The organism is Streptomyces mexicanus (assembly GCF_902506575.1).
Classification (GTDB): Bacteria; Actinomycetota; Actinomycetes; order Streptomycetales; family Streptomycetaceae; genus Streptomyces; species Streptomyces mexicanus.
Window position 1 is genome coordinate 1929509 of record NZ_LR732544.1, and the last position, 23105, is coordinate 1952613.

Consider the following 23105-nt stretch of genomic DNA (forward strand, 5'->3'; position numbering starts at 1 on the left):
CCCCGGCTCATCAGCGCCTCTCTGCCCGCCCCCGCGCCCGGCTGAGCCCATGGGTGCCGATCGCGTCTCCGCGTCCGGCGCCCCCGCCGGCCTCCTCGGTGACCTGCTCCTCGGTGATCCCCGCCGCGGGCATCCGGTCGCCGTGTTCGGGCGGGCCGCCGGCGCCGTGGAACGTGTGCTGTGGCGGGACCACCGCGGGTGGGGGGCGCTGCACACCGCGCTGTGCGCCGGTGGCGCCGTAGCGCTGGGAGCCGTCGCCGCGCGCGCCGTCCGGCCCTCCCCCGTCGCCACGGTCCTGCTGACCGGCGCGGCCACCTGGGCCGGGGTCGGCGGCCCCTCCCTCGCGCGCGAAGCCCGCGCCGTGGGGCGGGCGTTGGAGGCCGGTGACGTCGAGGCCGCCCGGGCGCGGCTGCCGCCCCTGTGCGGGCGCGCCCCGCAGGCCCTGGACGCCGACGGGATCGCCCGGGCCGTCGTGGAGTCGGTCGCCGAGAACACCTCCGACGCGGTGGTGGGCGCCCTGGTGTGGGGCGCGGTCGTGGGCGTGCCGGGGCTCGTCGGGTTCCGGGCCGTCAACACCCTGGACGCCATGGTCGGTCACCGCTCGCCGCGCTACCGCCGCTACGGCTGGGCCTCGGCCCGGCTCGACGACGTGGCCGGATGGCCGGGGGCGCGGCTGACCGCCGTCCTCGCCGCCGTGGCCGGCGGTGATCCGCGCGGGGCCGTCCGGGCCTGGCGGGCCGACGCCGCGAAGCATCCGAGCCCCAACGCCGGTCCGGTCGAAGCCTCGTTCGCGGGGGCGCTCGGGGTGCGGCTGGGCGGCACGTTGTCGTACGGGGGGCGCGTGGAACACCGGCCGGTGCTCAACCCCGCCGGGCGCGCCGTACGGGTATCGGACATCGAACGGGCCGTACGGCTCTCCCGGCGCGTGAGTTGGCTCGCGCTCGCCACCTGCGCCACCGCGGGGCTCCTGCGCGACCTCCGCCCGACCCCGCGCGACACCCGCACCACCCCGGGCAACTCCCGCCCGGCCCCGGGCAGTCGGCGTACGGCCGCCGGCACCCGCCGCGCGGCTCTCGGCGGCCGCCGCGCCCTCCTCAGCATCCGCCGGACGAAGGGACGTACGTCATGAGCGCGGGCCTGCTCGTCGCCGGCACCACCTCCGACGCCGGGAAGAGCGTCGTGACGGCCGGCATCTGCCGGTGGCTGGTGCGCCAGGGCGTCAAAGTGGCGCCGTTCAAGGCGCAGAACATGTCCCTGAACTCCTTCGTCACCCGCGAGGGCGCCGAGATCGGACGCGCCCAGGCCATGCAGGCCCAGGCGTGCCGGATCGAGCCGACCGCGCTGATGAACCCGGTGCTGCTCAAGCCCGGCGGCGAGCAGAGCAGCCAGGTGGTGCTGCTGGGCAAGCCGGTGGGCGAGCTGAGCGCCCGCGGCTACCACGGCGGCCGGCAGCAGCGGCTCCTGGGCACCGTCCTGGACTGCCTGGCCGAGCTGCGGAGCACGTACGACGCGGTGATCTGCGAGGGGGCGGGCAGCCCGGCGGAGATCAACCTGCGCCGCACCGACATCGTGAACATGGGCATCGCCCGCGCCGCGAAGCTGCCCGTGCTCGTCGTCGGCGACATCGACCGCGGCGGCGTCTTCGCGTCCTTCTTCGGCACCGTCGCGCTGCTCTCGCGTGAGGACCAGGAGCTGGTGGCGGGGTTCCTCGTCAACAAGTTCCGCGGGGACGTGTCGCTGCTGGAGCCCGGCCTGGACATGCTGCGCGACCTCACCGGCCGGCCCAGCTACGGCGTGCTGCCGTTCCGGCACGGCCTCGGCATCGACGAGGAGGACGGGCTGAGGGTGTCGCTGCGGGGCGCCGTGCGCGAGTCGACCGTCGCTCCCCCGGTCGGCGAGGACGTGCTGCGGGTCGCCGTGTGCGCGATCCCGCTGATGTCCAACTTCACCGACGTGGACGCGCTGGCGGCCGAACCGGGTGTCGTGGTGCGGTTCGTGGACCGCCCGGAGGAACTGGCGGACGCCGACCTCGTCGTCGTCCCCGGCACCCGGGGCACGGTCCGCGCCCTGCGGTGGCTGCGCGAGCGCGGCCTGGCGGACGCGCTCGTGCGAAGAGCCGCCCAGCGGCGTCCGGTCCTCGGCATCTGCGGCGGTTTCCAGCTGCTCGGCGAGCACATCGAGGACGAGGTGGAAAGCCGCGCCGGGCACGTCGAGGGACTGGGCGTCCTGCCCGTGCGGGTGCGGTTCGCGCGCGAGAAGACCCTCACCCGGCCCGTCGGCGAGGCCTACGGCGAGCGGGTCGAGGGCTACGAGATCCACCACGGGATCGCCGACGTCCGAGGCGGTGACGAGCCCTTCCTGGACGGCTGCCGCGTGGGCGCGACCTGGGGCACCCACTGGCACGGCTCGCTGGAGTCGGACGGTTTCCGGCGGGCCTTCCTGCGCGAGGTGGCGGCCGCCGCGGGCCGCCGTTTCGTGCCCGCGCCCGACACCTCCTTCGCCGCGCTGCGCGAGGAGCAGCTCGACCGGCTCGGCGACCTGATCGAACAGCACGCGGACACCGACGCGCTCTGGCGGCTCATCGAGTCGGGCGCGCCGCAAGGACTGCCTTTCATCCCCCCGGGAGCGCCCGCATGAGCACAGTGTTGTTGTTGTCGACCGCCGACACGGATCTGCTGGCGGCCCGGGCCTCCGGCGCCGGCTACCGCATCGGCAACCCCACGCGCGTGGACGTCGGCCAGGAGCTGCCCGCCCTGCTGGACGGCGCGGACATCGCGGTCGTCCGGCTGCTGGGCGGCAAACGCGCCTGGGAGGACGGGCTGGCCGCGCTGAAGGCGTCCGGGATCCCGACCGTGCTGCTGGGCGGCGAGGCCGTGCCGGACGCGGAGCTGATGGCCGAGTCGAGCGTGCCCGCCGGTGTCGTGGCCGAGGCGCTGAAGTACCTGGTGGAGGGCGGCCCGGAGAACCTCGCCGAACTCGCCCGGTTCCTGTCGGACACCGTGCTGCTGACCGGCGAGGGCTTCGCGGAGCCGCGCACGATGCCGGAGTACGGCGTGCACGGCGCCCACGAGATCCGCGACGGCCGCCCCACCGTCGGCGTGCTCTTCTACCGCGCCCACGAACTGAGCGGCAACACCGCCTTCGTGGACACCCTGTGCGCGGCGATCGAGGCGCAGGGCGCCAACGCGCTGCCGGTGTACTGCGGTTCGCTGCGCGGCGCGGACGACGGGCTGTACGAGATCCTCGGGCGGGCCGACGCGCTGGTCGCCACCGTGCTCGCGGCCGGCGGCACGCACGCCTCGCAGGCGTCCGCGGGCGGCGACGAGGAGTCCTGGGACATCGGCGCGCTCGCCGACCTGGACATCCCCGTGCTGCAAGGGCTCTGCCTGACCTCCTCGCGCACGGCGTGGGAGGAGTCGGACGCGGCCCTTTCCCCCATGGACGCGGCGATGCAGGTGGCGATCCCCGAGTTCGACGGGCGGCTGATCACCGTCCCGTTCTCCTTCAAGGAGCAGGGACCGGACGACGTCCCCGTGTACGTCGCCGACCCGGAGCGGGCCGCCCGGGTCGCCGGGATCGCCGTCCGGCACGCCCGGCTCAAACACAAGCCGAACGCCGAGAAGAAGATCGCGCTGGTCTTCACCGCCTACCCGACCAAGCACTCCCGGGTCGGCAACGCGGTCGGCCTGGACACGCCCGCCTCGGCGGTGCGGGTGCTCGACGCGCTCCGGGACGCCGGGTACTCCCTCACCGAGTACCCCTCCGGCGGAGACGAGCTGATCCACCGCCTGATCGAGGCCGGCGGCCACGACGTGGAGTGGCTGACGGAGGAACAGCTGGCCGCCGCGCCCGCGCGGGTGCCGCTGGCCGACTACCGGGCCTGGTTCGACACGCTCGACCCCGCGCTGAAGGACGCGATGACCGAGGCGTGGGGCGAGCCGCCGGGCTCGCTGTACGTCGACGGCGACGACATCGTGCTGGCGTCGCTGCGGTTCGGCAACGTCGTGGTGATGATCCAGCCGCCGCGCGGCTTCGGCGAGAACCCGATCGCGATCTACCACGACCCGGACATGCCGCCCTCCCACCACTATCTGGCGGCCTACCGCTGGCTGGAGAACAGCTTCGGCGCGGACGCGATCGTCCACATGGGCAAGCACGGCACCATGGAGTGGCTCCCCGGCAAGGGGCTGGGACTGTCGCGCGGCTGCGCGCCGGACGCCGTCCTCGGCGACCTGCCGCTCGTCTACCCCTTCATCGTCAACGACCCCGGTGAGGGCACCCAGGCCAAGCGGCGCGGCCACGCCACGGTCGTCGACCACCTGGTGCCGCCGATGGCCCGCGCCGACACCTACGGCGACCTGGCCAAGCTGGAGCAGCTGCTGGACGAGTACGCCCTCGTCTCCGACCTGGACCCGGCGAAGGCGCCGGCCGTGCGCGCCCAGATCTGGACCCTGGTCAAGGCCGCCGAACTCCACCACGACCTGCACGTGGACGAGCAGCCGGACGACGACGCGTTCGACGAGTTCGTCATGCACATCGACGGCTACCTGTGCGAGATCAAGGACGTGCAGATCCGCGACGGACTGCACATCCTGGGCGGCGGACCGGTCGGCGAGCCGCGGGTGAACCTGGTGCTGGCGGTCCTGCGGGCGTCCCAGGTGTGGGGCGGGCAGGCGGACGCGCTGCCCGGGCTCAGGGCGGCGCTGGCGGCCCACTTCGGACTGGTGGAGAAGGAACTGCTGGCCGAGCCGGGCGCCGCGGTGAAGGTGCCGGTGGAGCTGACGGACCTGGTGGACGGGCCGGCCCGCACCGCCTCCGACGCGATAGACCTGCTGGAGCAGCTGTGCCGCCGGATCGCGCAGGGCATGGAGGAGCGCGGCTGGGACCGTACGGCCGTGCGGGGCGTCCTGACCCGGGTGCTCGGCCACGAACTGCCGTCCGCGGTGGACGTGTTGGAGTTCGCCTGCGACGAGGTCGTACCGCGCCTCGCCCGCACCACGGACGAGATCGGGCACATCCTGCGCGCCCTGGACGGCGGCTACGTCCCGGCCGGCCCGTCCGGTTCGCCGACGCGGGGCCTGGTCAACGTGCTGCCGACCGGGCGGAACTTCTACTCCGTCGACCCCAAGGCCATTCCGTCCCGGCTGAGCTGGGAGGTCGGGCAGTCGCTCGCGGACTCCCTCGTCCAGCGCTATCTGCAGGACACGGGCGCGTACCCGAGGTCCGTGGGCCTCACGGTCTGGGGCACCTCCGCGATGCGCACCCAGGGCGACGACATCGCCGAGATCCTGGCGCTGCTGGGCTGCCGCCCGGTGTGGGACGACGCCTCGCGCCGGGTGACCGGCTTCGAGGTGGTCCCGCTGAAGGAGCTGGGCCGGCCGCGCATCGACGTCACGGTGCGCATCTCCGGCTTCTTCCGGGACGCGTTCCCGCACGTGGTCGGGCTGATCGACGACGCGGTGCGGGCGGTGGCGGAGCTGGACGAGCCCGCCGAGCAGAACTTCGTGAAGGCGCACGCGGACGAGGACACCGCCGAGCACGGTGACCGCCGCCGGGCCACCGCGCGCATCTTCGGCTCCAAGCCGGGCGCGTACGGCGCGGGCCTGCTGCCGCTGATCGACGCCCGCAACTGGCGCTCCGACGCCGACCTCGCCGAGGTGTACGCGGTCTGGGGTGGCTACGCCTACGGGCGCGGCCTCGACGGGCGGGCGGCGCGCGGCGACATGGAGACGGCGTTCCGGCGGATCGCGGTGGCGGCGAAGAACGTCGACACCCGTGAGCACGACCTGGTGGACGCCGACGACTACTTCCAGTACCACGGCGGCATGGTCGCCATGGTGCGGCACCTGACGGGGGCGAGCCCCGAGGCGTACGTGGGCGACAGCGCCGTACCGGACCAGGTGAGGACCCGCACGCTGGGCGAGGAGACGCACCGCGTCTTCCGCGCCCGCGTGGTCAACCCGCGCTGGATGGCGGCCATGCGGCGGCACGGCTACAAGGGCGCCTTCGAGATGGCGGCGACCGTGGACTACCTGTTCGGGTACGACGCCACGGCAGGGGTCGTGGACGACTGGATGTACGAGAAGCTGTCGGCCGAGTACGTCTTCGACGCCGAGAACCGGGACTTCATGAAGAAGTCCAACCCGTGGGCGCTGCGGGGCATCACCGAGCGGCTGCTGGAGGCCGCGGACCGCGGGCTGTGGGCGGAGCCGGACGCGGACACCCTGGAGCGGCTGCGCGCCGCGTATCTGGAGCTGGAAGGCGACTTGGAGGGCGACGAGAAGTGAGTACCCCCTTTCCGTTCACGGCCGTCGTCGGGCAGGACGACCTGCGCCTCGCGCTGCTGCTGAACGCCGTCTCCCCGGCGGTCGGCGGAGTGCTGGTGCGCGGCGAGAAGGGCACGGCCAAGTCCACGGCCGTGCGCGCCCTGTCGGCGCTGCTGCCGGAAGTGGACGTCGTCCCCGGGTGCCGGTTCTCCTGCGACCCGGCCGCGCCGGACGCGTCCTGCCCCGACGGCCCGCACGAGCCGGGGCCGGGCGCGCGGCGCCCCGCCCGCATGGTCGAGCTGCCCGTCGGCGCCTCCGAGGACCGGCTGGTCGGCGCGCTCGACATCGAGCGGGCGCTGGCGGAGGGCGTGAAGGCGTTCGAGCCGGGCCTGCTCGCCGACGCACACCGGGGCATCCTCTACGTGGACGAGGTCAACCTCCTCCACGACCACCTGGTCGACCTGCTGCTGGACGCCGCCGCGATGGGCGCCTCCTACGTCGAGCGCGAGGGTGTCTCCGTACGGCATGCCGCACGGTTCCTGTTGGTGGGGACCATGAATCCGGAGGAGGGCGAGCTGCGCCCGCAGCTCCTGGACCGTTTCGGGCTGACCGTCGAAGTGGCCGCCTCGCGCGAGCCCGACCAGCGGGTGGAGGTCGTGCGGCGGCGCCTGGCCTACGACGACGATCCGGCCGGCTTCGCCGCCCGCTGGGCCGGCGAGGAGGCCGCCCTGCGGCAGCGGATCGTGGCGGCGCGCGAGCTGCTGCCGCAGGTGCGGCTCGGTGACGCCGCGCTGCGGCAGATCGCCGCGACCTGCGCCGCCTTCGAGGTGGACGGCATGCGCGCCGACATCGTGATGGCGCGCACGGCGACCGCGCTGGCCGCGTGGGCCGGGCGGACCGACGTGCTCGCCGAGGACGTGCGGCAGGCGGCGCTGCTGGCCCTTCCCCACCGGCGGCGGCGCAATCCGTTCGACGCGCCCGGGCTCGACGAGGACAAGCTCGACCGCACGCTGGAGGAGTTCTCCGGCGAGTCCCCGGACGATGATCCCGACCCCGACGGCCCCGATGGCCCCGGTGGCGGCGGTGGGCAGCCGGCGCCCGAGGACGGTCCGCAGGGCGACGGCGGCACCGCCGCGCAGCCGCAGGCCGGTGAGGGCGGCGAGCCGCAGGCGTCCGGCGCGCGGGAGCAGTCCGCCGTTCGCGCCGCCGAACCGTTTCGCGCCAAGGTGCTGAGCGTGCCCGGGATCGGCGAGGGCGCCGCCGGGCGGCGGTCCCGGGCGCGCACCGAGCACGGGCGCACCACCGGGGCGCGTCGGCCGCGGGGCGCGCTGACCAAGCTGCATCTGGCGGCGACCGTGCAGGCCGCCGCCCCGCACCAGCGGGCCCGGGGCCGGTCCGGGCCGGGCCTGGTGGTCCGCCGGGACGATCTGCGGCAGGCGGTGCGAGAGGGCCACGAATCCAATCTCGTGCTGTTCGTGGTGGACGCCTCCGGGTCGATGGCCGCGCGGCAGCGGATGAGCGCGGTGAAGGGCGCCGTGCTGTCGCTGCTGCTGGACGCCTACCAGCGGCGGGACAAGGTGGGGCTGGTGACCTTCCGGGGCTCCGGTGCCGAGGTGGCGCTGCCGCCGACCTCCTCCGTGGACGCCGCCGCCGCGCGCCTGGAGTCGCTGCCGACCGGCGGCCGTACGCCGCTGGCGGCCGGGCTGCTCAAGGCGCACGAGGTGCTGCGGGTGGAGCGGTTGCGGGATCCGGCGCGGCGGGCGCTGGTCGTGGTGGTGACCGACGGGCGGGCGACGGGCGGCCCGGAGCCGGTGGCGCTCGCCGGGCGGGCCGCGCGGCTGCTGGCGGCCGACGGTGTCGCCTCGGTGGTCGTGGACTGCGAGGCGGGGCCGGTGCGGCTGGGGCTGGCCGGGCAGCTGGCCGGTGAGCTCGGCGGTACGGCCGTCACGCTCGACGAGCTGCGGGCGGACTCCCTCGCCGGGCTGGTCAGGGACGTGCAGGGCGACAGGAGGGCCGCGTAATGCCGCAGGGACAGCCGAGCGTCGTTCCGGACGACGGGCTGACGACCCGTCAGCGTCGCAACCGGCCGCTGGTGATCGTGCACACGGGTGTCGGCAAGGGCAAGTCGACGGCCGCCTTCGGGCTGGCGCTGCGCGCCTGGAACCAGGGCTGGCCGATCGGGGTGTTCCAGTTCGTCAAGTCGGCCAAGTGGCGGGTCGGCGAGGAGCGGGCGCTGCGGGTGCTCGGCGACTCCGGCGAGGGCGGGAGCGTCGTCTGGCACAAGATGGGCGAGGGCTGGTCCTGGGTGCAGCGCGACGCCCAGATGGACAACGAGGCCAAGGCCCGCGAGGGCTGGGAGCAGGTCAAGCGGGACCTGGCGGCCGAGACGTACCGGCTGTACGTGCTGGACGAGTTCGCCTACCCGATGCACTGGGGGTGGGTGGACACCGACGAGGTCGTCGAGGTGCTGCGGGACCGGCCGGGCACCCAGCACGTGGTGATCACCGGGCGTAACGCGCCGCAGAAGCTGGTGGACTGCGCCGATCTCGTCACCGACATGTCCAAGGTCAAGCACCCCATGGACGTGGGGCAGAAGGGCCAGAAGGGCATCGAGTGGTGACCTCCGTTCCCCGGCTGGTCGTCGCCGCGCCGTCGTCCGGCAGCGGCAAGACCACCGTCGCCACGGGGCTGATGGCCGCGTTCGCCGCGCGGGGGCTCGCCGTGTCCCCGCACAAGGTGGGCCCGGACTACATCGACCCCGGCTACCACGCGCTCGCCACCGGGCGCGTGGGACGCAACCTGGACGCCTACCTGTGCGGGCCGGAGCTGATCGCGCCGCTGTTCCTGCACGGGGCGCGCGGGTGCGACATCGCCGTCGTCGAGGGCGTGATGGGCCTGTACGACGGGGCGGCGGGCCAGGGCGAGCTGGCGTCCACCGCGCACGTGGCGAAGCTGCTGCGGGCGCCGGTGGTGCTGGTGGTCGACGCCTCCTCGCAGTCGCGGTCGGTGGCCGCGCTGGTGCACGGGTTCGTCACCTGGGACCCCGAGGTGCGGATCGGGGGCGTGATCCTGAACAAGGTCGCCTCGGACCGGCACGAGGAGTTGTTGCGCGAGGCGCTCCAGTCCGTGGGGGTTCCGGTGCTGGGCGTGCTGCGGCGGACCGCGCAGGTGGACACCCCGGCGCGGCATCTGGGGCTGGTGCCGGTCGCGGAGCGGCACTCCGCCGCGGTCGAGGCCGTGGCCGCGATGGGCGCGCAGGTCGCCGACGGCTGCGATCTGCCGGCGCTGCTGGCGTTGGCCCGGGGTGCCGGGGCGCTGACGGACGAGCCGTGGGAGGCGCCCGTGACCCCGGTGACCGAGCGTCCGGTGGTCGCCGTCGCCGGTGGGGCCGCGTTCACCTTCTCCTATGCCGAGCACGCCGAACTCCTGTGCGCCGCCGGTGCCGACGTCGTCCCCTTCGACCCGGTCCACGACGAGGGGTTGCCCGAGGGGACCCGTGGCCTGGTCATCGGGGGCGGGTTCCCGGAGGTGTACGCCGCCGAGCTGTCCGCGAACGAGCCGGTGCGCAAGGCGGTCGCGGACCTCGCTCTTTCCGGTGCGCCGATCGCCGCCGAGTGCGCCGGGCTGCTGTACCTGTGCCGGGAGCTGGACGGCGAGCCGATGTGCGGGGTGCTGGACGCCACCGCGCGGATGACCGGACGGCTCACGCTCGGCTACCGGGACGCCGTGGCCGTCACCGACAGCGTGCTCGCGGGCGCCGGGACGCGGATGCGGGGGCACGAGTTCCACCGCACGGTCGTCGAGCCCGGCGCCGGGGCGGCTCCCGCCTGGGGGCTGCGCGCCCCCGCGGGGCGGGGCGAAGGGTTTGTACAGGGCGGTGTGCACGCGAGTTATCTGCACACCCACTGGGCGTACGAGCCCGGTGTCGCCCGTCGGTTCGTGGAGAGGTGCCGGACGTCATGAGCAGCAGGCTGATCGGGGTCGGAGTCGGTCCGGGCGATCCGGAACTGGTGACGGTCAAGGGCGTGAACGCGCTGCGCGCCGCCGCTGTCGTCGTGGTGCCCGTGATGGACACCGGGGAGCGGGGGCGGGCCGAGGCGACGGTGCTGCACTACGTGGAGGCGCAGAAGGTCGTCCGGGTCGTCTTCGCGCTGAACGAGCGCACGGACCGCTCGCGCCGGGAAGCGGCCTGGGACGCGGCCGGCGAGCGGGTCGCGGCGCTGCTGCGGGAGCACGGCACGGTCGCGTTCGCGACGATCGGCGACCCCAACGTGTACTCGACGTTCACCTACCTCGCGCAGACGATCGCCGATCTGGTGCCCGGCACGGTCGTGGAGACGGTGCCCGGCATCACCGCGATGCAGGACCTGGCGTCCCGTTCGGGCGCGGTGCTGACCGAGGGCACCGAGCCGTTGACGCTGGTGCCGGTGACCGCCGGTGCGGCCGTGCTGAAGGAGGCGCTGAACGGGCCGGGGACGGTCGTCGCCTACAAGTTCGGGCGGCAGGCGCGCGAGGTCGCCGAGGCGCTGCGGGACAGCGGGCGGCTCGGCGACGCCGTGTGGGGGTCGGCGCTGGGGCTGCCGGAGGAGTCGATCCGGCCGGCCGCGGAGCTGGACGGTGCTCCCCTGCCGTATCTGTCGACGCTCATCGCGCCCGCCCGGCGCGAGGGCGGGCGGGGCGGGAAGCTGTGAGCCGCGCCCCGCGCGGTCAGCGGTGTGCGGGCCGGCGGGCCCCGCGCGCCGGCCGGCCGGTGCGCTCAGGCCGCCAGGCCCACCACCACCCAGACGAACGCGGCGCCGGCGACCGTGCACAGCACGGTGGAGCGGGCGGGGTGCTCGTGGTGGGCCTCGGGCAGGATCTCGGCCGCGGCCAGGTAGAGCAGCGCGCCGCCGAAGAGGCCGAGATAGCCGCCGAGGAACCACTCCGGGATCGACACGAACGACGTCGAGGCCGCGCCCACCACCGGGGCCAGGGCGTCCGCGACGAGCATCGCGAGGGCCTTGCGCCGCGCGTTGCCGTACAGCCGGGTGAGGGTGAAGGTGTTGAAGCCGTCCGCGAAGTCGTGGGCGATGACCGCGAGCGCGACGGCGGCGCCCATGCCGCCGCCCACCTGGAAGGCGGCGCCCATCGCCACGCCGTCCATGGCGCTGTGCCCGACCATCGCGGCCGCCGCCGTCAGGCCGACCTCGGGGGCGCGGTGGTGGGCGTGCTCGTCGCCGCCGTGCGCGGCCTGCCGGGCCGCGAGCAGGCGTTCCACCAGGTGGGCCAGGAGGAAGCCGGCCACGAACAGCAGCAGGGCGGCGGGGACGCCGAAGACCTCCCGGCCGGCGGCGTGCAGCGCCTCGGGCAGCAGGTCCAGGCCGACCACGCCCAGCATCAGGCCGCCGGCCAGTCCGAGGACCAGATGGCGGCGGTCGGTCACGCGCTGTGCCGTCCAGCCGCCGGCCAGCGTCATCAGGAACGCGCCGAGCGCGACGAAGACAGCCATGTGCTCTTGCTATCCGATGAACGCCTCCTCGCGCACATCCGGCCCCCGCTCACCCACCGCACACCGTGACATTTCCTGACATTCCGATGAGAGGATCCGACCCCATGGCCGTTGCCCCCACCGGCAAGGTGACCTTCGTCGGTGCCGGCCCCGGCGCCGCCGACCTGCTGACGTTCCGCGCCGCGCGCGCGATCGCCGAGGCCGACGTGGTGATCTGGGCGGCCAGCCTGGTCCAGGCGGAGGTGCTCGCGCACGCGCGTGCGGACGCGGAGGTCCTGGACTCGGCGACCATGTCCCTGGAGGACGTCGTCGCCGTCTACGAGCGCGCCCACGCCGAGGGCCTGAAGGTGGCCCGCATCCACTCCGGCGACCCGGCACTGTGGGGCGGCACGCAGGAGCAGCTGGACCGGTGCGCGCGCATCGGGATCGCCACGGAGGTCGTGCCCGGGGTGTCGTCGTTCTCCGCGGTGGCCGCGCTCGCGCAGCGCGAGCTGACCATTCCCGAGGTGGCGCAGTCGGTGGTGCTGACCCGGCTGGGCGGCGGCAAGACGCCGATGCCGCCCGGCGAGGAGGTCCGCGAGTTCGCCCGGCACGGCACCACCATGGCGATCTTCCTGTCGGCGGCCCGCAGCGGCCAGCTGGTGCGCGAGCTGCTGGAGGGCGGCTACCCCACCACCACGCCCGTCGTGGTGGCCTACCAGGCGACCTGGCCGGAGGAGCTGATCGTGAAGTGCACGATCGGCACGCTGGAGGAGACCGTCAAGGAGCACAAGCTCTGGAAGCACACCCTCTTCCTGGTCGGTCCGGCGCTCGACGCGCACGGCACGCGCTCGCACCTGTACCACCCGGGCCACTTCCACGGCTACCGCAAGGCCGACCCCGAGGCCCGCAGGGCCCTGCGCTCCCGGGGCGCGCGCACATGACCGCGAAGATCACGGTCGTCGGCGCGGGCACGGGCGCGGCCTACGACGCCGAGGTGCTGCGCGGCGCGGACCTCGTCGTCGGCGGGCGGCGCCACCTTCAGGCCGCCGCGCTGCCCGAGCGGGCCGAGCGGGTGGTGCTCGGTCCGCTGGCGCCCGCCCTGGACGTCGTCGAGGAGTACCTCGGCGGGGGGCGGCGCGTGGTGGTGCTGGCCTCCGGGGATCCGGGGTTCTTCGGGATCGTGCGGGCGCTGGCCGAGCGGTTCGGGCCCGAGCGGCTGGACGTGCGGCCGGGGGTGTCCTCCGTGGCCGCCGCGTTCGCCCGGATCGGGCTGCCCTGGGACGACGCGGTCGTGGTCAGCGCACACGGGCGCGAGCTGCGGTGGGCGGTCAACGTGTGCCGGGCCCGGCCGAAGGTCGCCGTGCTGACCGGGCCGGGGGCCGGGCCGGCCGAGCTGGGTGCCGCGCTGGCCGAGCCGGCCGGCGGCGAGCGGGTGCTGGTCGTCGCCTGCGCGCTGGGCGAGCCGGGGCGCGAGCGCGTCGAACGGGTCACGCCCGCCGAGGCCGCCGCCCGCGACTGGGGCACGGCGGTGAACGTGGTGCTGTGCCTGGACGAGGCGCGGGCCCTGGGGGGCGTGCGAACGGTGGCCGGTGCCGCGCCGCGGCCCGCGGGCTGGGCGCTGCCGGAGGACGCCTTCGCACACCGCGACTCGATGATCACCAAGTTCGAGGTGCGGGCACTGGCCCTGGCCCGGCTGGGGCCGCGCCCGGGCGACCTGGTCTGGGACGTGGGCGCCGGGTCGGGGTCGGTGGCTGTGGAGTGCGCCCGGCTGGGTGCGGCCGTGGTGGCCGTGGAGAAGACCGCGGACGGCGCCGAACGCGTGCGCGCCAACGCGGCCGCGCACGGCGTGGACGTGGCCGTGGTGCACGGCACGGCCCCCGAGGCGCTGTCCGGTCTCCGCGACGACCCGGACGCGGTGTTCGTCGGCGGCGGGGGGCGGGAGCTGCCCGCCGTGGTCGCCGCGTGCGCGCGGCGCGCCCGGCGCGCCGTCGTGGTCGCCCTGGCCGCCCTCGACCGGGTGCCGGCGGCCCGGGCCGCGCTCACCGGCGCCGGCCTCACCTGCGACGGGGTGCTGCTGCAGTCCTCCCGGCTTGCGCCGCTGCCGGGGGACGTGACCCGGCTCGCGGCGACCAATCCCGTGTTCCTGCTGTGGGGCGAGCGTCCCACGGCGTCCAGCGAAGGAGTAGTTCAGTGATCGGCCTGATTTCCGCCACCGCGGCGGGCGCGGCTGCGCGGGACCGGGTGGCGGCCGCGTGGCCGGACCGCACCCGGGGGTACGACGGGCCCGTCGGCGAGGCGGTGCGCGCCGCGTTCGCCGAGTGCGCACAGCTGGTGTGCTTCCTGGCGACGGGGGCGACCGTACGGCTCCTCGCGCCGCTGCTGGGCGACAAGACCTCCGACCCGGGGGTGGTGTGCGTGGACGAGGCCGGCCGGTACGCGGTGGCGCTGGTCGGCGGGCACGGCGGCGGCGCCAACGCGCTCGCCCGCGAGGTCGGCGACCTGCTGGGCGCCGAGCCGGTGGTGACGACGGCGACGGACGCCGTGGGCATGGCCGGCCTGGACACGCTCGACCTGCCGGTGGAGGGCGACGTGGCCGGGGTGTCGCGGGCCCTGCTGGACGGGGAGCCGGTGGCGCTCGCGGCCGAGGTGGCCTGGCCGCTGCCGCCGCTGCCGGTCGCGGCGCCCGGGACGACGGCGGCGTACACCGTCCGGGTGACGGACCGGGCGGTCGCGCCCGGCGAGCGCGAGGTGGTCCTGCGTCCGCCGACCCTGGTCGTCGGCGTCGGTGCCTCCCGGGGCGCGCCCGCGGAAGAGGTGCTGGGCCTGGTCGAGGACGCGCTGCGGGAGGCGGGGCTGTCCGCGCGGTCGGTGGCCGCGCTGGCCACCGTGGACGCCAAGGCCGACGAGCCCGGCGTCGTCGCGGCGGCCGAGCACCTGGGCGTGCCGCTGATGACGTACCCCGCGCAGGAGTTGGCCGCGGTGGCGGTGCCCAACCCCTCCGGTGCGCCGCTGGCCGCCGTCGGCACCCCGTCGGTCGCGGAGGCGGCCGCGCTGGCCGGCGGCGGTGAACTCCTCGTGCCCAAGCGGAAGTCGCGGTGGGCGGACGGCCGCCCGGCGATGGCCACCTGCGCGGTCGTACGGCGGCCCGCGCGCGGACGGCTCGCGGTGGTCGGCCTGGGCCCCGGCGCCCGCGACCTGCTGACCCCGCGCGCGAAGGCCGAACTGCGCCGGGCCTCCGTCCTGGTGGGCCTGGACCAGTACGTCGACCAGATCCGCGACCTGCTGCGGCCGGGCACCCGGGTGCTGGAGTCGGGGCCCGGCGCGGAGGAGGAACGGGCCCGCACGGCGGTCGCGGAGGCCCGGCGCGGTCACGCCGTCGCCCTGATCGGCAGCGGCGACGCGGGCGTGTACGCCATGGCCTCCCCCGCGCTCGCCGAAGCCTCCGACGACATCGACGTGGTCGGGGTGCCCGGCATCACGGCGGCCCTCGCGGCCGGGGCGATCCTCGGCGCGCCGCTGGGCCACGACCACGTGTCGATCAGCCTGTCCGACCTGCACACCCCCTGGGAGGTCATCGAACGCCGGGTGCGGGCGGCGGCCGAGGCGGACCTCGTCGTCACCTTCTACAACCCGCGCTCCCGGGGCCGCGACTGGCAGCTGCCCAAGGCGCTGGCGATCCTCGCCGGGCACCGCGCGCCGACGACGCCGGTCGGTGTCGTGCGCAACGCCTCCCGTCCCGACGAGTCGAGCCGCGTCACGACGCTGGCGGACCTCGACCCGGCGACGGTCGACATGATGACGGTCGTGACCGTGGGCAACACCGCGACCCGTGAGATCGCCGGCCGCATGGTCACCCCGCGCGGCTACCGCTGGCAGGACACACGTCCGAAGGAGGCCGAGTGAACCGCGTCGTCCACCCCATCGAGCAGGAGTCCTTCCGGCGGCTGCGCGCCCGCCTGGACACCTCGCATCTGCCGCCGCTGACCCGGGCCGTGGTGGAGCGGGTCATCCACTCCTCCGCCGACCTCGCCTACGCCGAGGACCTCGTGACGGACGAGGACGACCTGGTCGAGGCGCACGCGGCGCTGCACGCCGGGGCGCCGGTCGTCGTGGACGTGGAGATGGTCGCGGCCGGCATCACGCGCCGCGAGACGGTGTGCCGCCTGAAGGACGCCCGGTCCGGCCCGGGCCTGACCCGCTCGGCGCACGCGATCCGCCTCGCCTACGAACAGGTCGGCCCCGGCGCGCTGTGGGTGATCGGCTGCGCGCCGACCGCCCTGGAGGAACTGCTGACGCTGGACGCCTCCCCCGCGCTCGTCATCGGTCTGCCCGTCGGTTTCGTCGGGGCGGCCGAGTCCAAGGCCGCGCTGCGCGCGAGCGGGCTGCCCGCCGTGAGCAACGTGTCCGAGAAGGGCGGTTCGGCGGTCGCCGCGGCCGCGCTGAACGCCCTGCTGTACCACCCCGCTTCGCTCGATCCGTCCGATTCCTCCGAGGAGACCCTGTGACCACCCCGACGCCGCCCGCCCTGCTCATCGCCGGCCACGGCACCCGGGACGACGCCGGAGCCGAGGCGTTCCGCGACTTCGTGCGGCGGCTCGGGCAGCGCCGGCCGGATCTGGCCGTCGCGGGCGGCTTCATCGAGCTGTCCCCGCCGCCGCTGGGCGAGGCCGTCACCGAACTGGTGGAGCGGGGCGTGCGCCGGTTCGCGGCCGTACCGCTGATGCTGGTGTCCGCCGGGCACGCCAAGGGCGACATCCCGGCGGCGCTGGCCCGGGAGAAGGAGCGGCACCCGGGGATCTCGTACACCTACGGCCGTCCGCTGGGCCCCCACCCCGCGCTGCTGCGGGTGCTGGAGCGGAGGCTGGAGGAGGCGCTGGAGGGTACGGCCGAGGACCGCTCCGACGTGACCGTGCTCCTGGTCGGCCGTGGCTCGACCGACCCCGACGCCAACGCGGAGGTGTTCAAGGCGGCCCGGCTGCTGTGGGAGGGGCGCGGGTACGCGGGCGTGGAGACGGCGTTCGTGTCGCTGGCGGCGCCGGACGTGCCCAGCGGCCTGGAGCGGTGCGCGCGGCTGGGCGCCCGCCGGATCGTCGTGCTCCCCTACTTCCTCTTCACCGGCATCCTGCCGGACCGGGTGCGGCGGCAGACCCAGGAGTGGGCCGCCGCGCACCCCGGCCTGGAGGTGCGGTCGGCGGACGTCATCGGCCCGGAGCCGGAGCTGCTGGACCTGGTGCTGGAGCGGTACGAGGAGGCGGTGAAGGGCGACCTGCGGATGAACTGCGACTCGTGCGTGTACCGGATCGCGCTGCCGGGCTTCGAGGAGAAGGTGGGGCTGCCGCAGCAGCCGCACTTCCACCCGGACGACGACGGCCACCACGGGCACGGCCACGGCCACCACCATCACGGGGAGCACTCGCACAGCCATGCGCACTGAGGACACCGGGCCTGACCTGCGTCACCACGGGGACGCGGAGGTGCGCGACGACGGGGCGGCGCTGGTCGACCTCGCCGTCAACGTCCGCGCCCACACGCCTCCGGACTGGCTGCGCGAGGAGATCGCGGCCTCCCTGTCGTCCCTCGCGGCCTACCCGGACGGGCGGGCCGCGCGGGCGGCGGTGGCGGCGCGGCACGGGCTGCCGGTGGAGCGGGTGCTGCTGACGGCGGGCGCGGCGGAGGCGTTCGTGCTGCTCGCCCGGGCGTTGAAGGTACGCCGGCCGGTGGTGGTCCACCCGCAGTTCACCGAGCCGGAGGCGGCACTGCGGGACGCGGGCCACACCGTCGACCGGGTGCTGCTTCGCGCGGAGGACGGCTTCCGCCTCGACCCGGCGGCCGTTCCCGAGGACGCGGACCTGGTGGTGATCGGCAATCCGACGAACCCGACGTCGGTGCTGCACCCGGCGGCGACGCTCGCGCGCCTGGCCCGGCCGGGGCGGACGCTGGTGGTCGACGAGGCCTTCATGGACGCGGTCCCGGGCGAACGGGAGGCCCTGGCCGGCCGGACGGACCTCCCCGGCCTGGTGGTGCTGCGCAGCCTGACCAAGACGTGGGGCCTGGCCGGCCTGCGCATCGGCTACGTCCTGTCCGCCCCGGAGACCATCACCGCCCTGGAGCGGGCCCAGCCGCTGTGGCCGGTGTCCACACCGGCGCTGGCGGCGGCCCGAGCGTGCGTGAGCCCGCACGCGCTGGCCGAGGCGGAGCAGGCGGCCGCACGCATCACGGCGGACCGGGCCCACCTGGCGGCGGGCCTGGCCGGTCACGGGATCCAGGTGGCCGGACCGCCCGAGGGCCCGTTCGTCCTGGCCCGCGTCCCGGACGGGGCGGCGGTACGCCACCGCCTGCGCGACCTGGGCTACGCGGTCCGGCGCGGGGACACGTTCCCCGGCCTGGACGCGAACTGGCTGCGGATCGCGGTGCGGGACCAAAGGACGGTGGACGGGTTCCTGGAGGCGCTGAGGGTGGCGTTGGTCTCGGCACGAGAGACAACCTGACGCGACGTCAACCATGCCTGCACCGCCCTTGGTTGCGCTGCGATCCCAGCCCTCGGAACTTGTCCGGTGCGCGGGGGATCTCAGCCACTCGGCAATAGCTGGTCGCGCCTGCGCCCGCGCGGGCGCCGCGCGTCGTCACTGCCGTGCGGCGCCCTCCCCCCTCGGGCCGGTCAGCCCTTGCGCCTGCGGGCCAGTGCGAAGGCGCCGCCGCCCGCCGCCAGCAGGACGGCCGAACCGGCCGCCAGGTACGGGGTCGTGGAGCTGCCGCCCGTTTCCGCCAGGTCGGGCTTGTCGGCCCGGGCGCCCTGGGGTTCGACGTCGGCGGCCGGAGTGGGCGTGGGGGTGGCCGCGGGTTGTTCGGCCTCGGCCGGGGGTGTCGGGGACTCGCAGGTGGCCTCGGCGAGGGTGAGGGTGCCCTCGACCTCGGCGACGTTCAGCTTCAGCGGGTTGACGGAGACCTTCAGCCGCAGGGCCGTCGCCGCGGCCGTGCGGGAGGTGGTCTCGCGGTGGGAGAGGTCCAGGCGGACCTCGCCGACGCCGGGGACGGTGACGTCGGTCGTACCGCCGGAGGTGAGTGTCACCTTCTTGCCGAGGACGGTCACGGCGCCCAGGACGTTGCTCGTCGCGACCGGGGTCCTGCCCGCCTCGCAGGTCGCCCGGGAGGTGACCTGGTCGACCTCGATGAGGGACAGCAGGGGCAGGCCGGGGACGTGGATGCGGGCGTGGGCGAGGTCGACGCCGCCCTCGGCCTTGGTCGCCGACGTCGTCGCGACCGACTTGGCCACGTCCGCGCGCAGCACGCTGAACGGCTTGCCGCCGTCGACGCCGTCGAGACGGGCGGTCAGTGCCGTCCGTTCGGCGCTGCGCGGCGCTTGGACCTCGTTGAGGGAGACGGCGAGCGGCACGTCCACCGTCTTGTTGAGCAGGGACACGTCGAGGCCGGTGCGCAGGACGGAGGCGCTCGCGCGGCCGTGGTCGGCGGTCGCGTGGGCGGAGCCCGCGCCGGCCAGCGTCACCGGGCCGGCGGCCAGGACGGTGGCCGCGGCGGCGGTGGCGCAACGGCGCGCGGGCAGGCGGAAATGATGACCGTTCACGGTGTGGGACCCCCCAGGGGTGAGTGCTCGGGACCCCGCAAGGATTACGCACGGAGAGTGAACGGTCAGCGATCCAGCGTCACTTCACCCTTTCGTGGGGTTTCCGGGCTGGTTTTCGATTCTTTCGGCACGGGTGTTCCCAGCCGTCCCTCCTGTTGCCCCTGACGGGTGACCGCAGGGGCCACCGCAGGGAGCCCACGCGGGTGGCCGCACCGGCGCACGCGACCGGGCGCGCGGCCACCGGAGCCCGCTACGCGACGATCCGGCCGTTCAGCACCACCCGTCGCGGCCCCGCCAGGACCCGTACGTCCGTGCGCGGGTCCGCCTCGTAGACGACGAGGTCCGCCGGGGCGCCCTCGTCCAGGCCGGGGCGGCCGAGCCAGGCGCGGGCCGCCCAGGTGGTGGCCGAGAGCGCCTCGACCGGGGGGATGCCCGCCGTGACCAGCTCCGCGACCTCGCCCGCGACCAGGCCGTGGGCGAGCCCGCCGCCGGCGTCGGTGCCGACGTACACCGGGATGCCGGCGTCGTGCGCGGCGCGGACGGTGTCGTAGCGGCGCTCGTGCAGCCGGCGCATGTGCGCCGACCAGCGCGGGTACTTCGCCTCGCCGCCGGCCGCAAGGTCGGGGAAGGTGGCGATGTTGACGAGGGTGGGGACGATCGCGACGCCGCGCTCGGCGAACAGCGGGATCAGGTCCTCGGTCAGGCCGGTGGCGTGCTCGATGCAGTCGATGCCCGCCTCGACCAGGTCGCGCAGGGAGTCCTCGGCGAAACAGTGCGCGGTGACGCGGGCGCCGAGGCGGTGGGCCTCGGCGATCGCCGCCTCGGCGGCCTCGCGCGGCCAGCAGGCCGACAGGTCGCCCAGATCCCGGTCGATCCAGTCGCCGACCAGCTTGACCCAGCCGTCGCCGCGCCGCGCCTCCCGGGCGACGTGGGCGACCAGGTCCTCGGGCTCGATCTCGTGGGCGTAGTTGCGGATGTAGCGGCGGGGGCGGGCGATGTGCCGGCCGGCCCGGATGATCTTGGGCAGGTCGTCGCGGTCGTCGATCCAGCGGGTGTCGGAGGGCGAGCCCGCGTCGCGGAGCAGCAGGGCGCCGGCCTCGCGCTCGGTCAGCGCCTGCTTCTCGGAGACGTCGTCGGGGACCGGGCCGTGCGCGTCCAGGCCGACGTGGCAGTGCGCGTCGACCAGGCCGGGCAGCGCCCAGCCCTCGACGGTCCGCACGTCCCTGGCGGCGGCCGGGCGATCGTAGGTGATCCGGCCGCCGACCACCCACAGCTCGTCCCTGCCCGCGTCGTCCTTCGGGCCGGTGAGCACCCGCCCCTTCACGTGCAGCACCGCGTGATCGCTCATGTACCGCACCCTAAACAGCCCTGGCGCGGTGCGGCCAGAGCCTGCCCGGCTCCGGTGCACGGGGCGTCAGGGGCGCCGGTTACGCTCGATGCCGTCGACCTCGCGCCGATCCGAACCGAGCCGGCCCGAACCGAGAAGAGAGCACCGCCGTGACGCACCCGTTCCTGGACCTCGCCCCGCTGAGCGCCGCCCGCTTCGCCTCGATCGAGGACCGGGTGGCGCGGCTGCTCGCCACCGAGCAGGACGTCGTGATCATGCAGGGTGAGGCGCTGCTGCCGCTGGAGGGCGCGATCCGCGCGGCGGCCGGTCCGGGCACGACCGCGCTGAACGTGATCACCGGCCCGTACGGGCAGACGTTCGGCAACTGGCTGCGGGACTGCGGCGCGACGGTGTACGACCTGTCGGTGCCGTACCACACGGCGGTCACCGCCGACCAGGTCCGCGCGGCCTTCGCCGAGCACCCGGAGATCGACTTCGTCTCGCTGGTGCACGCCGAGGCGGCGACCGGCAACACCAACCCGGTCGCCGAGATCGGCGAGGTGGTGCGCGAGCAGGGCGCCCTGTTCTACCTGGACTCGGTGGCCGCGATCGGCGCGGAGCCGGTGCTGCCGGACGCCTGGGGCGTGGACCTGTGCGTGATCGGCGCGCAGAAGGCGATGGGCGGGCCGGCCGGGGTGTCGGCGGTGTCCGTGAGCGAGCGCGCCTGGGAGCGGATGGCGGCCAACCCGCACGCGCCGCGCCGCTCCTACCTGTCCCTGCTGGACTGGAAGGAGCGCTGGATCGACGGCGGCCGCCGGGCGCTGCTGCACGCGCCGGCCCAGCTGGAGATGCTCGCCCTGGAGGCGTGCGTGGAGCGGATCGAGGCGGACGGCCTGGACGCGGTGATGGCCCGCCACCGGGCCGCCGCGGCGGCGACCCGGGCGGGTGCGCGGGCGCTGGGCGGTGGCCTGGAGCCGTACGTGCGCCAGGCGTCCGAGGCCGCCCCGGTCGCGACCACGCTGCGCGCGCCCGAGGGCATCGCCGCCTCGGACCTGGTGGCCCGTGCGCTGGCCGGCGACGGCGCGCTTCCGCTGGCCGCGGGCGGCGGCGCGCTGGCCGAGGAGATGATCCGGGTCAACCACTACGGTCCGGACGCGACCCGGGAGGCGGTCGAGGCGAGCCTGGTGGCGCTGGGCGCCGCCCTGGCCGAGTGCGGCGCGAAGCCGGACGTGGAGGCCGCGCGCCGGGCCGTCGCCGAGGTCTGGCAGTAGCCCGCGGGCCGAACGGCCCGCTCGCGCAGGTGAGGTCAACGGCCCCCGGGCAGCCATGGGCACCCGGGGGCCTGTCGCTGCCGGGAGGGGGCCGACCGACGGACGGACGGACGGCCGACGGACAGACGGCCCGCGGTCCGCCGACGGACAGACGGCCCGCGGTCCGCCGGCGGACGGACGGCCGGCGGCCCGCGGGCGGGGCGGAGGGGAGGGTGCGGGGGGTGCGAGTACGGAGTGCATGCGAGCGGGGGGCGTGCCCGGCACAAGGGAACCGCCGACATTCTCCCGGAGAAGGTCGACGGAGTTGCCGGGACGTGAAAACATGGCAATTCCGGGAATTCAATTCGGATAGCTTCCCGTCTTCTTCTGCCCGCTTCTCCCGACCCTAAACGCAAAGATTTCGCGAACGCCCGGAGACGTAATTCTGGTCGAGTCGAGTGGCTTACATCACTGTGACGCACTCCACAAAGCCGACCTTTTTGTCCAGTAATGAACGGGCAAACCCCCACATCGCGCCACCCCGTCGCGCGACCGCGCGCCCGCGCGATAACACATGATGCCGGTCCATGTAAGACCTCAGGGCGATGCATTTTTGAATTCGGCTCGGTAAGTTCAATTCGCATGACTGCCGCACAAGCAGACCTGCGAACCGACCTTTCGGAAATCCCGGATGCCGTGTCCATCGATCGCCCCACCACCGCCGACGGTGCCGCGTTGTGGCGGCTGGCGAAGGACTCAGGAACGCTGGACGTGAACTCCTCGTACAGCTATCTGCTGTGGTGCCGCGACTTCGCCGCGACCTCCGCCGTCGCCCGGGACGCCGACGGCGAGGTCGTCGGGTTCGTCACCGGCTACGTGCGGCCCGACCGCCCGCACACCCTCCTCGTCTGGCAGGTCGCGGTCGACGCCGCCCACCGCGGCCGTGGTCTGGCCGCCCGCATGCTGGACGCCCTGGCCGCCCGGGTCGCCGCCGAGCGCGGGCTGACCACCCTGGAGACCACCGTCACCCCGGGCAACACCGCCTCCGAGCGGCTGTTCGCCTCCTTCGCCGCCCGCCACGGCGCCCCGGTCGAGCGCGAGGTCCTGTTCGGGACCGAGCAGTTCCCGGACGGCCCGCACGACCCCGAGGTCCTCCACCGCATCGGCCCGCTCACCCGCTGAGCCCCGGCCCACCCCCGATCTTCCGGAA

At 75.1% G+C, this 23105-nt stretch carries 18 protein-coding genes; 15 read left to right on the forward strand and 3 right to left on the reverse strand.

Going from position 1 to position 23105, the window contains the following annotated elements:
• The first annotated feature begins 49 nt into the window (after window positions 1–49).
• The 7 genes from GV126_RS08680 to cobI are packed head-to-tail and all read left to right on the forward strand — an operon-like array spanning window position 50 to window position 10957.
• The gene (locus GV126_RS08680) at window positions 50–1129 is read left to right on the forward strand and encodes a cobalamin biosynthesis protein (RefSeq protein WP_159664177.1); all 1080 of its coding nucleotides are present in this window, start codon (window positions 50–52) and stop codon (window positions 1127–1129) included.
• Window positions 1126–2637, forward strand: coding sequence for a cobyric acid synthase (locus tag GV126_RS08685; RefSeq protein WP_159664179.1), 1512 nt, complete (start codon window positions 1126–1128; stop codon window positions 2635–2637). Before GV126_RS08680 ends, GV126_RS08685 begins: the two co-directional genes overlap by 4 nt.
• Window positions 2634–6287 carry a cobaltochelatase subunit CobN gene (gene cobN, locus GV126_RS08690; RefSeq protein WP_159664181.1) on the forward strand — a complete coding sequence of 1218 codons (3654 nt, stop codon included), beginning with the start codon at window positions 2634–2636 and terminating at the stop codon, window positions 6285–6287. The genes GV126_RS08685 and cobN overlap by 4 nt, the downstream gene beginning before the upstream one ends.
• A complete protein-coding gene (locus GV126_RS08695; protein WP_159664183.1) occupies window positions 6284–8287 on the forward strand; it encodes a putative cobaltochelatase in 2004 nt (667 codons plus the stop codon). Before cobN ends, GV126_RS08695 begins: the two co-directional genes overlap by 4 nt.
• Window positions 8287–8886, forward strand: coding sequence for a cob(I)yrinic acid a,c-diamide adenosyltransferase (cobO, locus tag GV126_RS08700; RefSeq protein WP_159664185.1), 600 nt, complete (start codon window positions 8287–8289; stop codon window positions 8884–8886). Before GV126_RS08695 ends, cobO begins: the two co-directional genes overlap by 1 nt.
• The gene (locus GV126_RS08705) at window positions 8880–10229 is read left to right on the forward strand and encodes a cobyrinic acid a,c-diamide synthase CobB (RefSeq protein ID WP_159664187.1); all 1350 of its coding nucleotides are present in this window, start codon (window positions 8880–8882) and stop codon (window positions 10227–10229) included. The genes cobO and GV126_RS08705 overlap by 7 nt, the downstream gene beginning before the upstream one ends.
• Window positions 10226–10957 (forward strand): precorrin-2 C(20)-methyltransferase, encoded by a 732-nt coding sequence (cobI, locus tag GV126_RS08710; protein WP_159664189.1) that lies wholly within the window; start codon window positions 10226–10228, stop codon window positions 10955–10957. The genes GV126_RS08705 and cobI overlap by 4 nt, the downstream gene beginning before the upstream one ends.
• 65 nt (window positions 10958–11022) lie before the next feature.
• Here the strand turns inward: cobI and GV126_RS08715 are convergent, their stop codons facing one another.
• The gene (locus GV126_RS08715) at window positions 11023–11754 is read right to left on the reverse strand and encodes a ZIP family metal transporter (protein WP_159664191.1); all 732 of its coding nucleotides are present in this window, start codon (window positions 11752–11754) and stop codon (window positions 11023–11025) included.
• Window positions 11755–11858: 104 nt separating this feature from the next.
• Here GV126_RS08715 and cobM point away from each other — a divergent pair, with 104 nt between their 5' ends.
• The 6 genes from cobM to cobC are packed head-to-tail and all read left to right on the forward strand — an operon-like array spanning window position 11859 to window position 18224.
• Window positions 11859–12677 carry a precorrin-4 C(11)-methyltransferase gene (gene cobM / locus GV126_RS08720; RefSeq protein ID WP_159664193.1) on the forward strand — a complete coding sequence of 273 codons (819 nt, stop codon included), beginning with the start codon at window positions 11859–11861 and terminating at the stop codon, window positions 12675–12677.
• A complete protein-coding gene (cbiE, locus tag GV126_RS08725; protein ID WP_159664195.1) occupies window positions 12674–13930 on the forward strand; it encodes a precorrin-6y C5,15-methyltransferase (decarboxylating) subunit CbiE in 1257 nt (418 codons plus the stop codon). The genes cobM and cbiE overlap by 4 nt, the downstream gene beginning before the upstream one ends.
• Window positions 13927–15639, forward strand: coding sequence for a precorrin-3B C(17)-methyltransferase (cobJ, locus tag GV126_RS08730; protein ID WP_159664197.1), 1713 nt, complete (start codon window positions 13927–13929; stop codon window positions 15637–15639). Before cbiE ends, cobJ begins: the two co-directional genes overlap by 4 nt.
• Window positions 15636–16241, forward strand: coding sequence for a precorrin-8X methylmutase (locus GV126_RS08735; protein ID WP_159664199.1), 606 nt, complete (start codon window positions 15636–15638; stop codon window positions 16239–16241). Before cobJ ends, GV126_RS08735 begins: the two co-directional genes overlap by 4 nt.
• Window positions 16238–17170, forward strand: a complete 933-nt coding sequence (locus tag GV126_RS08740) for a sirohydrochlorin chelatase (protein WP_159664201.1) — start codon at window positions 16238–16240, stop codon at window positions 17168–17170. The genes GV126_RS08735 and GV126_RS08740 overlap by 4 nt, the downstream gene beginning before the upstream one ends.
• Window positions 17160–18224 carry an Rv2231c family histidinol phosphate aminotransferase CobC gene (gene cobC, locus GV126_RS08745; protein ID WP_159664203.1) on the forward strand — a complete coding sequence of 355 codons (1065 nt, stop codon included), beginning with the start codon at window positions 17160–17162 and terminating at the stop codon, window positions 18222–18224. The genes GV126_RS08740 and cobC overlap by 11 nt, the downstream gene beginning before the upstream one ends.
• A 170-nt stretch (window positions 18225–18394) precedes the next feature.
• Here the strand turns inward: cobC and GV126_RS08750 are convergent, their stop codons facing one another.
• Both GV126_RS08750 and GV126_RS08755 read right to left on the reverse strand, forming a co-directional pair.
• Window positions 18395–19318, reverse strand: coding sequence for an SCO1860 family LAETG-anchored protein (locus GV126_RS08750; protein WP_159664205.1), 924 nt, complete (start codon window positions 19316–19318; stop codon window positions 18395–18397).
• Between the two features lie 250 nt (window positions 19319–19568).
• A complete protein-coding gene (locus tag GV126_RS08755) occupies window positions 19569–20666 on the reverse strand; it encodes an amidohydrolase family protein (RefSeq protein WP_159664207.1) in 1098 nt (365 codons plus the stop codon).
• Window positions 20667–20815: 149 nt separating this feature from the next.
• Here GV126_RS08755 and GV126_RS08760 point away from each other — a divergent pair, with 149 nt between their 5' ends.
• Together GV126_RS08760 and ectA are read left to right on the forward strand one after the other, a co-directional pair.
• A complete protein-coding gene (locus tag GV126_RS08760) occupies window positions 20816–21916 on the forward strand; it encodes a pyridoxal-phosphate-dependent aminotransferase family protein (protein ID WP_159664209.1) in 1101 nt (366 codons plus the stop codon).
• 621 nt (window positions 21917–22537) lie between these two features.
• Window positions 22538–23077, forward strand: coding sequence for a diaminobutyrate acetyltransferase (gene ectA, locus GV126_RS08765; protein ID WP_159664211.1), 540 nt, complete (start codon window positions 22538–22540; stop codon window positions 23075–23077).
• Window positions 23078–23105 lie beyond the last annotated feature (28 nt).

Excerpts from the sequence above, each read along its gene's own strand:
- GV126_RS08680 (WP_159664177.1), top strand. The coding sequence starts at position 50 with ATGGGTGCCGATCGCGTCTCCGCGTCCGGCGCCCCCGCCGGCCTCCTC.
- GV126_RS08685 (WP_159664179.1), top strand. The coding sequence starts at position 1,126 with ATGAGCGCGGGCCTGCTCGTCGCCGGCACCACCTCCGACGCCGGGAAG.
- cobN (WP_159664181.1), top strand. The coding sequence starts at position 2,634 with ATGAGCACAGTGTTGTTGTTGTCGACCGCCGACACGGATCTGCTGGCG.
- cobO (WP_159664185.1), top strand. The coding sequence starts at position 8,287 with ATGCCGCAGGGACAGCCGAGCGTCGTTCCGGACGACGGGCTGACGACC.
- cobI (WP_159664189.1), top strand. The coding sequence starts at position 10,226 with ATGAGCAGCAGGCTGATCGGGGTCGGAGTCGGTCCGGGCGATCCGGAA.
- GV126_RS08715 (WP_159664191.1), bottom strand. The coding sequence starts at position 11,754 with ATGGCTGTCTTCGTCGCGCTCGGCGCGTTCCTGATGACGCTGGCCGGC.
- cobM (WP_159664193.1), top strand. The coding sequence starts at position 11,859 with ATGGCCGTTGCCCCCACCGGCAAGGTGACCTTCGTCGGTGCCGGCCCC.
- cbiE (WP_159664195.1), top strand. The coding sequence starts at position 12,674 with ATGACCGCGAAGATCACGGTCGTCGGCGCGGGCACGGGCGCGGCCTAC.
- cobC (WP_159664203.1), top strand. The coding sequence starts at position 17,160 with ATGCGCACTGAGGACACCGGGCCTGACCTGCGTCACCACGGGGACGCG.
- GV126_RS08755 (WP_159664207.1), bottom strand. The coding sequence starts at position 20,666 with ATGAGCGATCACGCGGTGCTGCACGTGAAGGGGCGGGTGCTCACCGGC.
- ectA (WP_159664211.1), top strand. The coding sequence starts at position 22,538 with ATGACTGCCGCACAAGCAGACCTGCGAACCGACCTTTCGGAAATCCCG.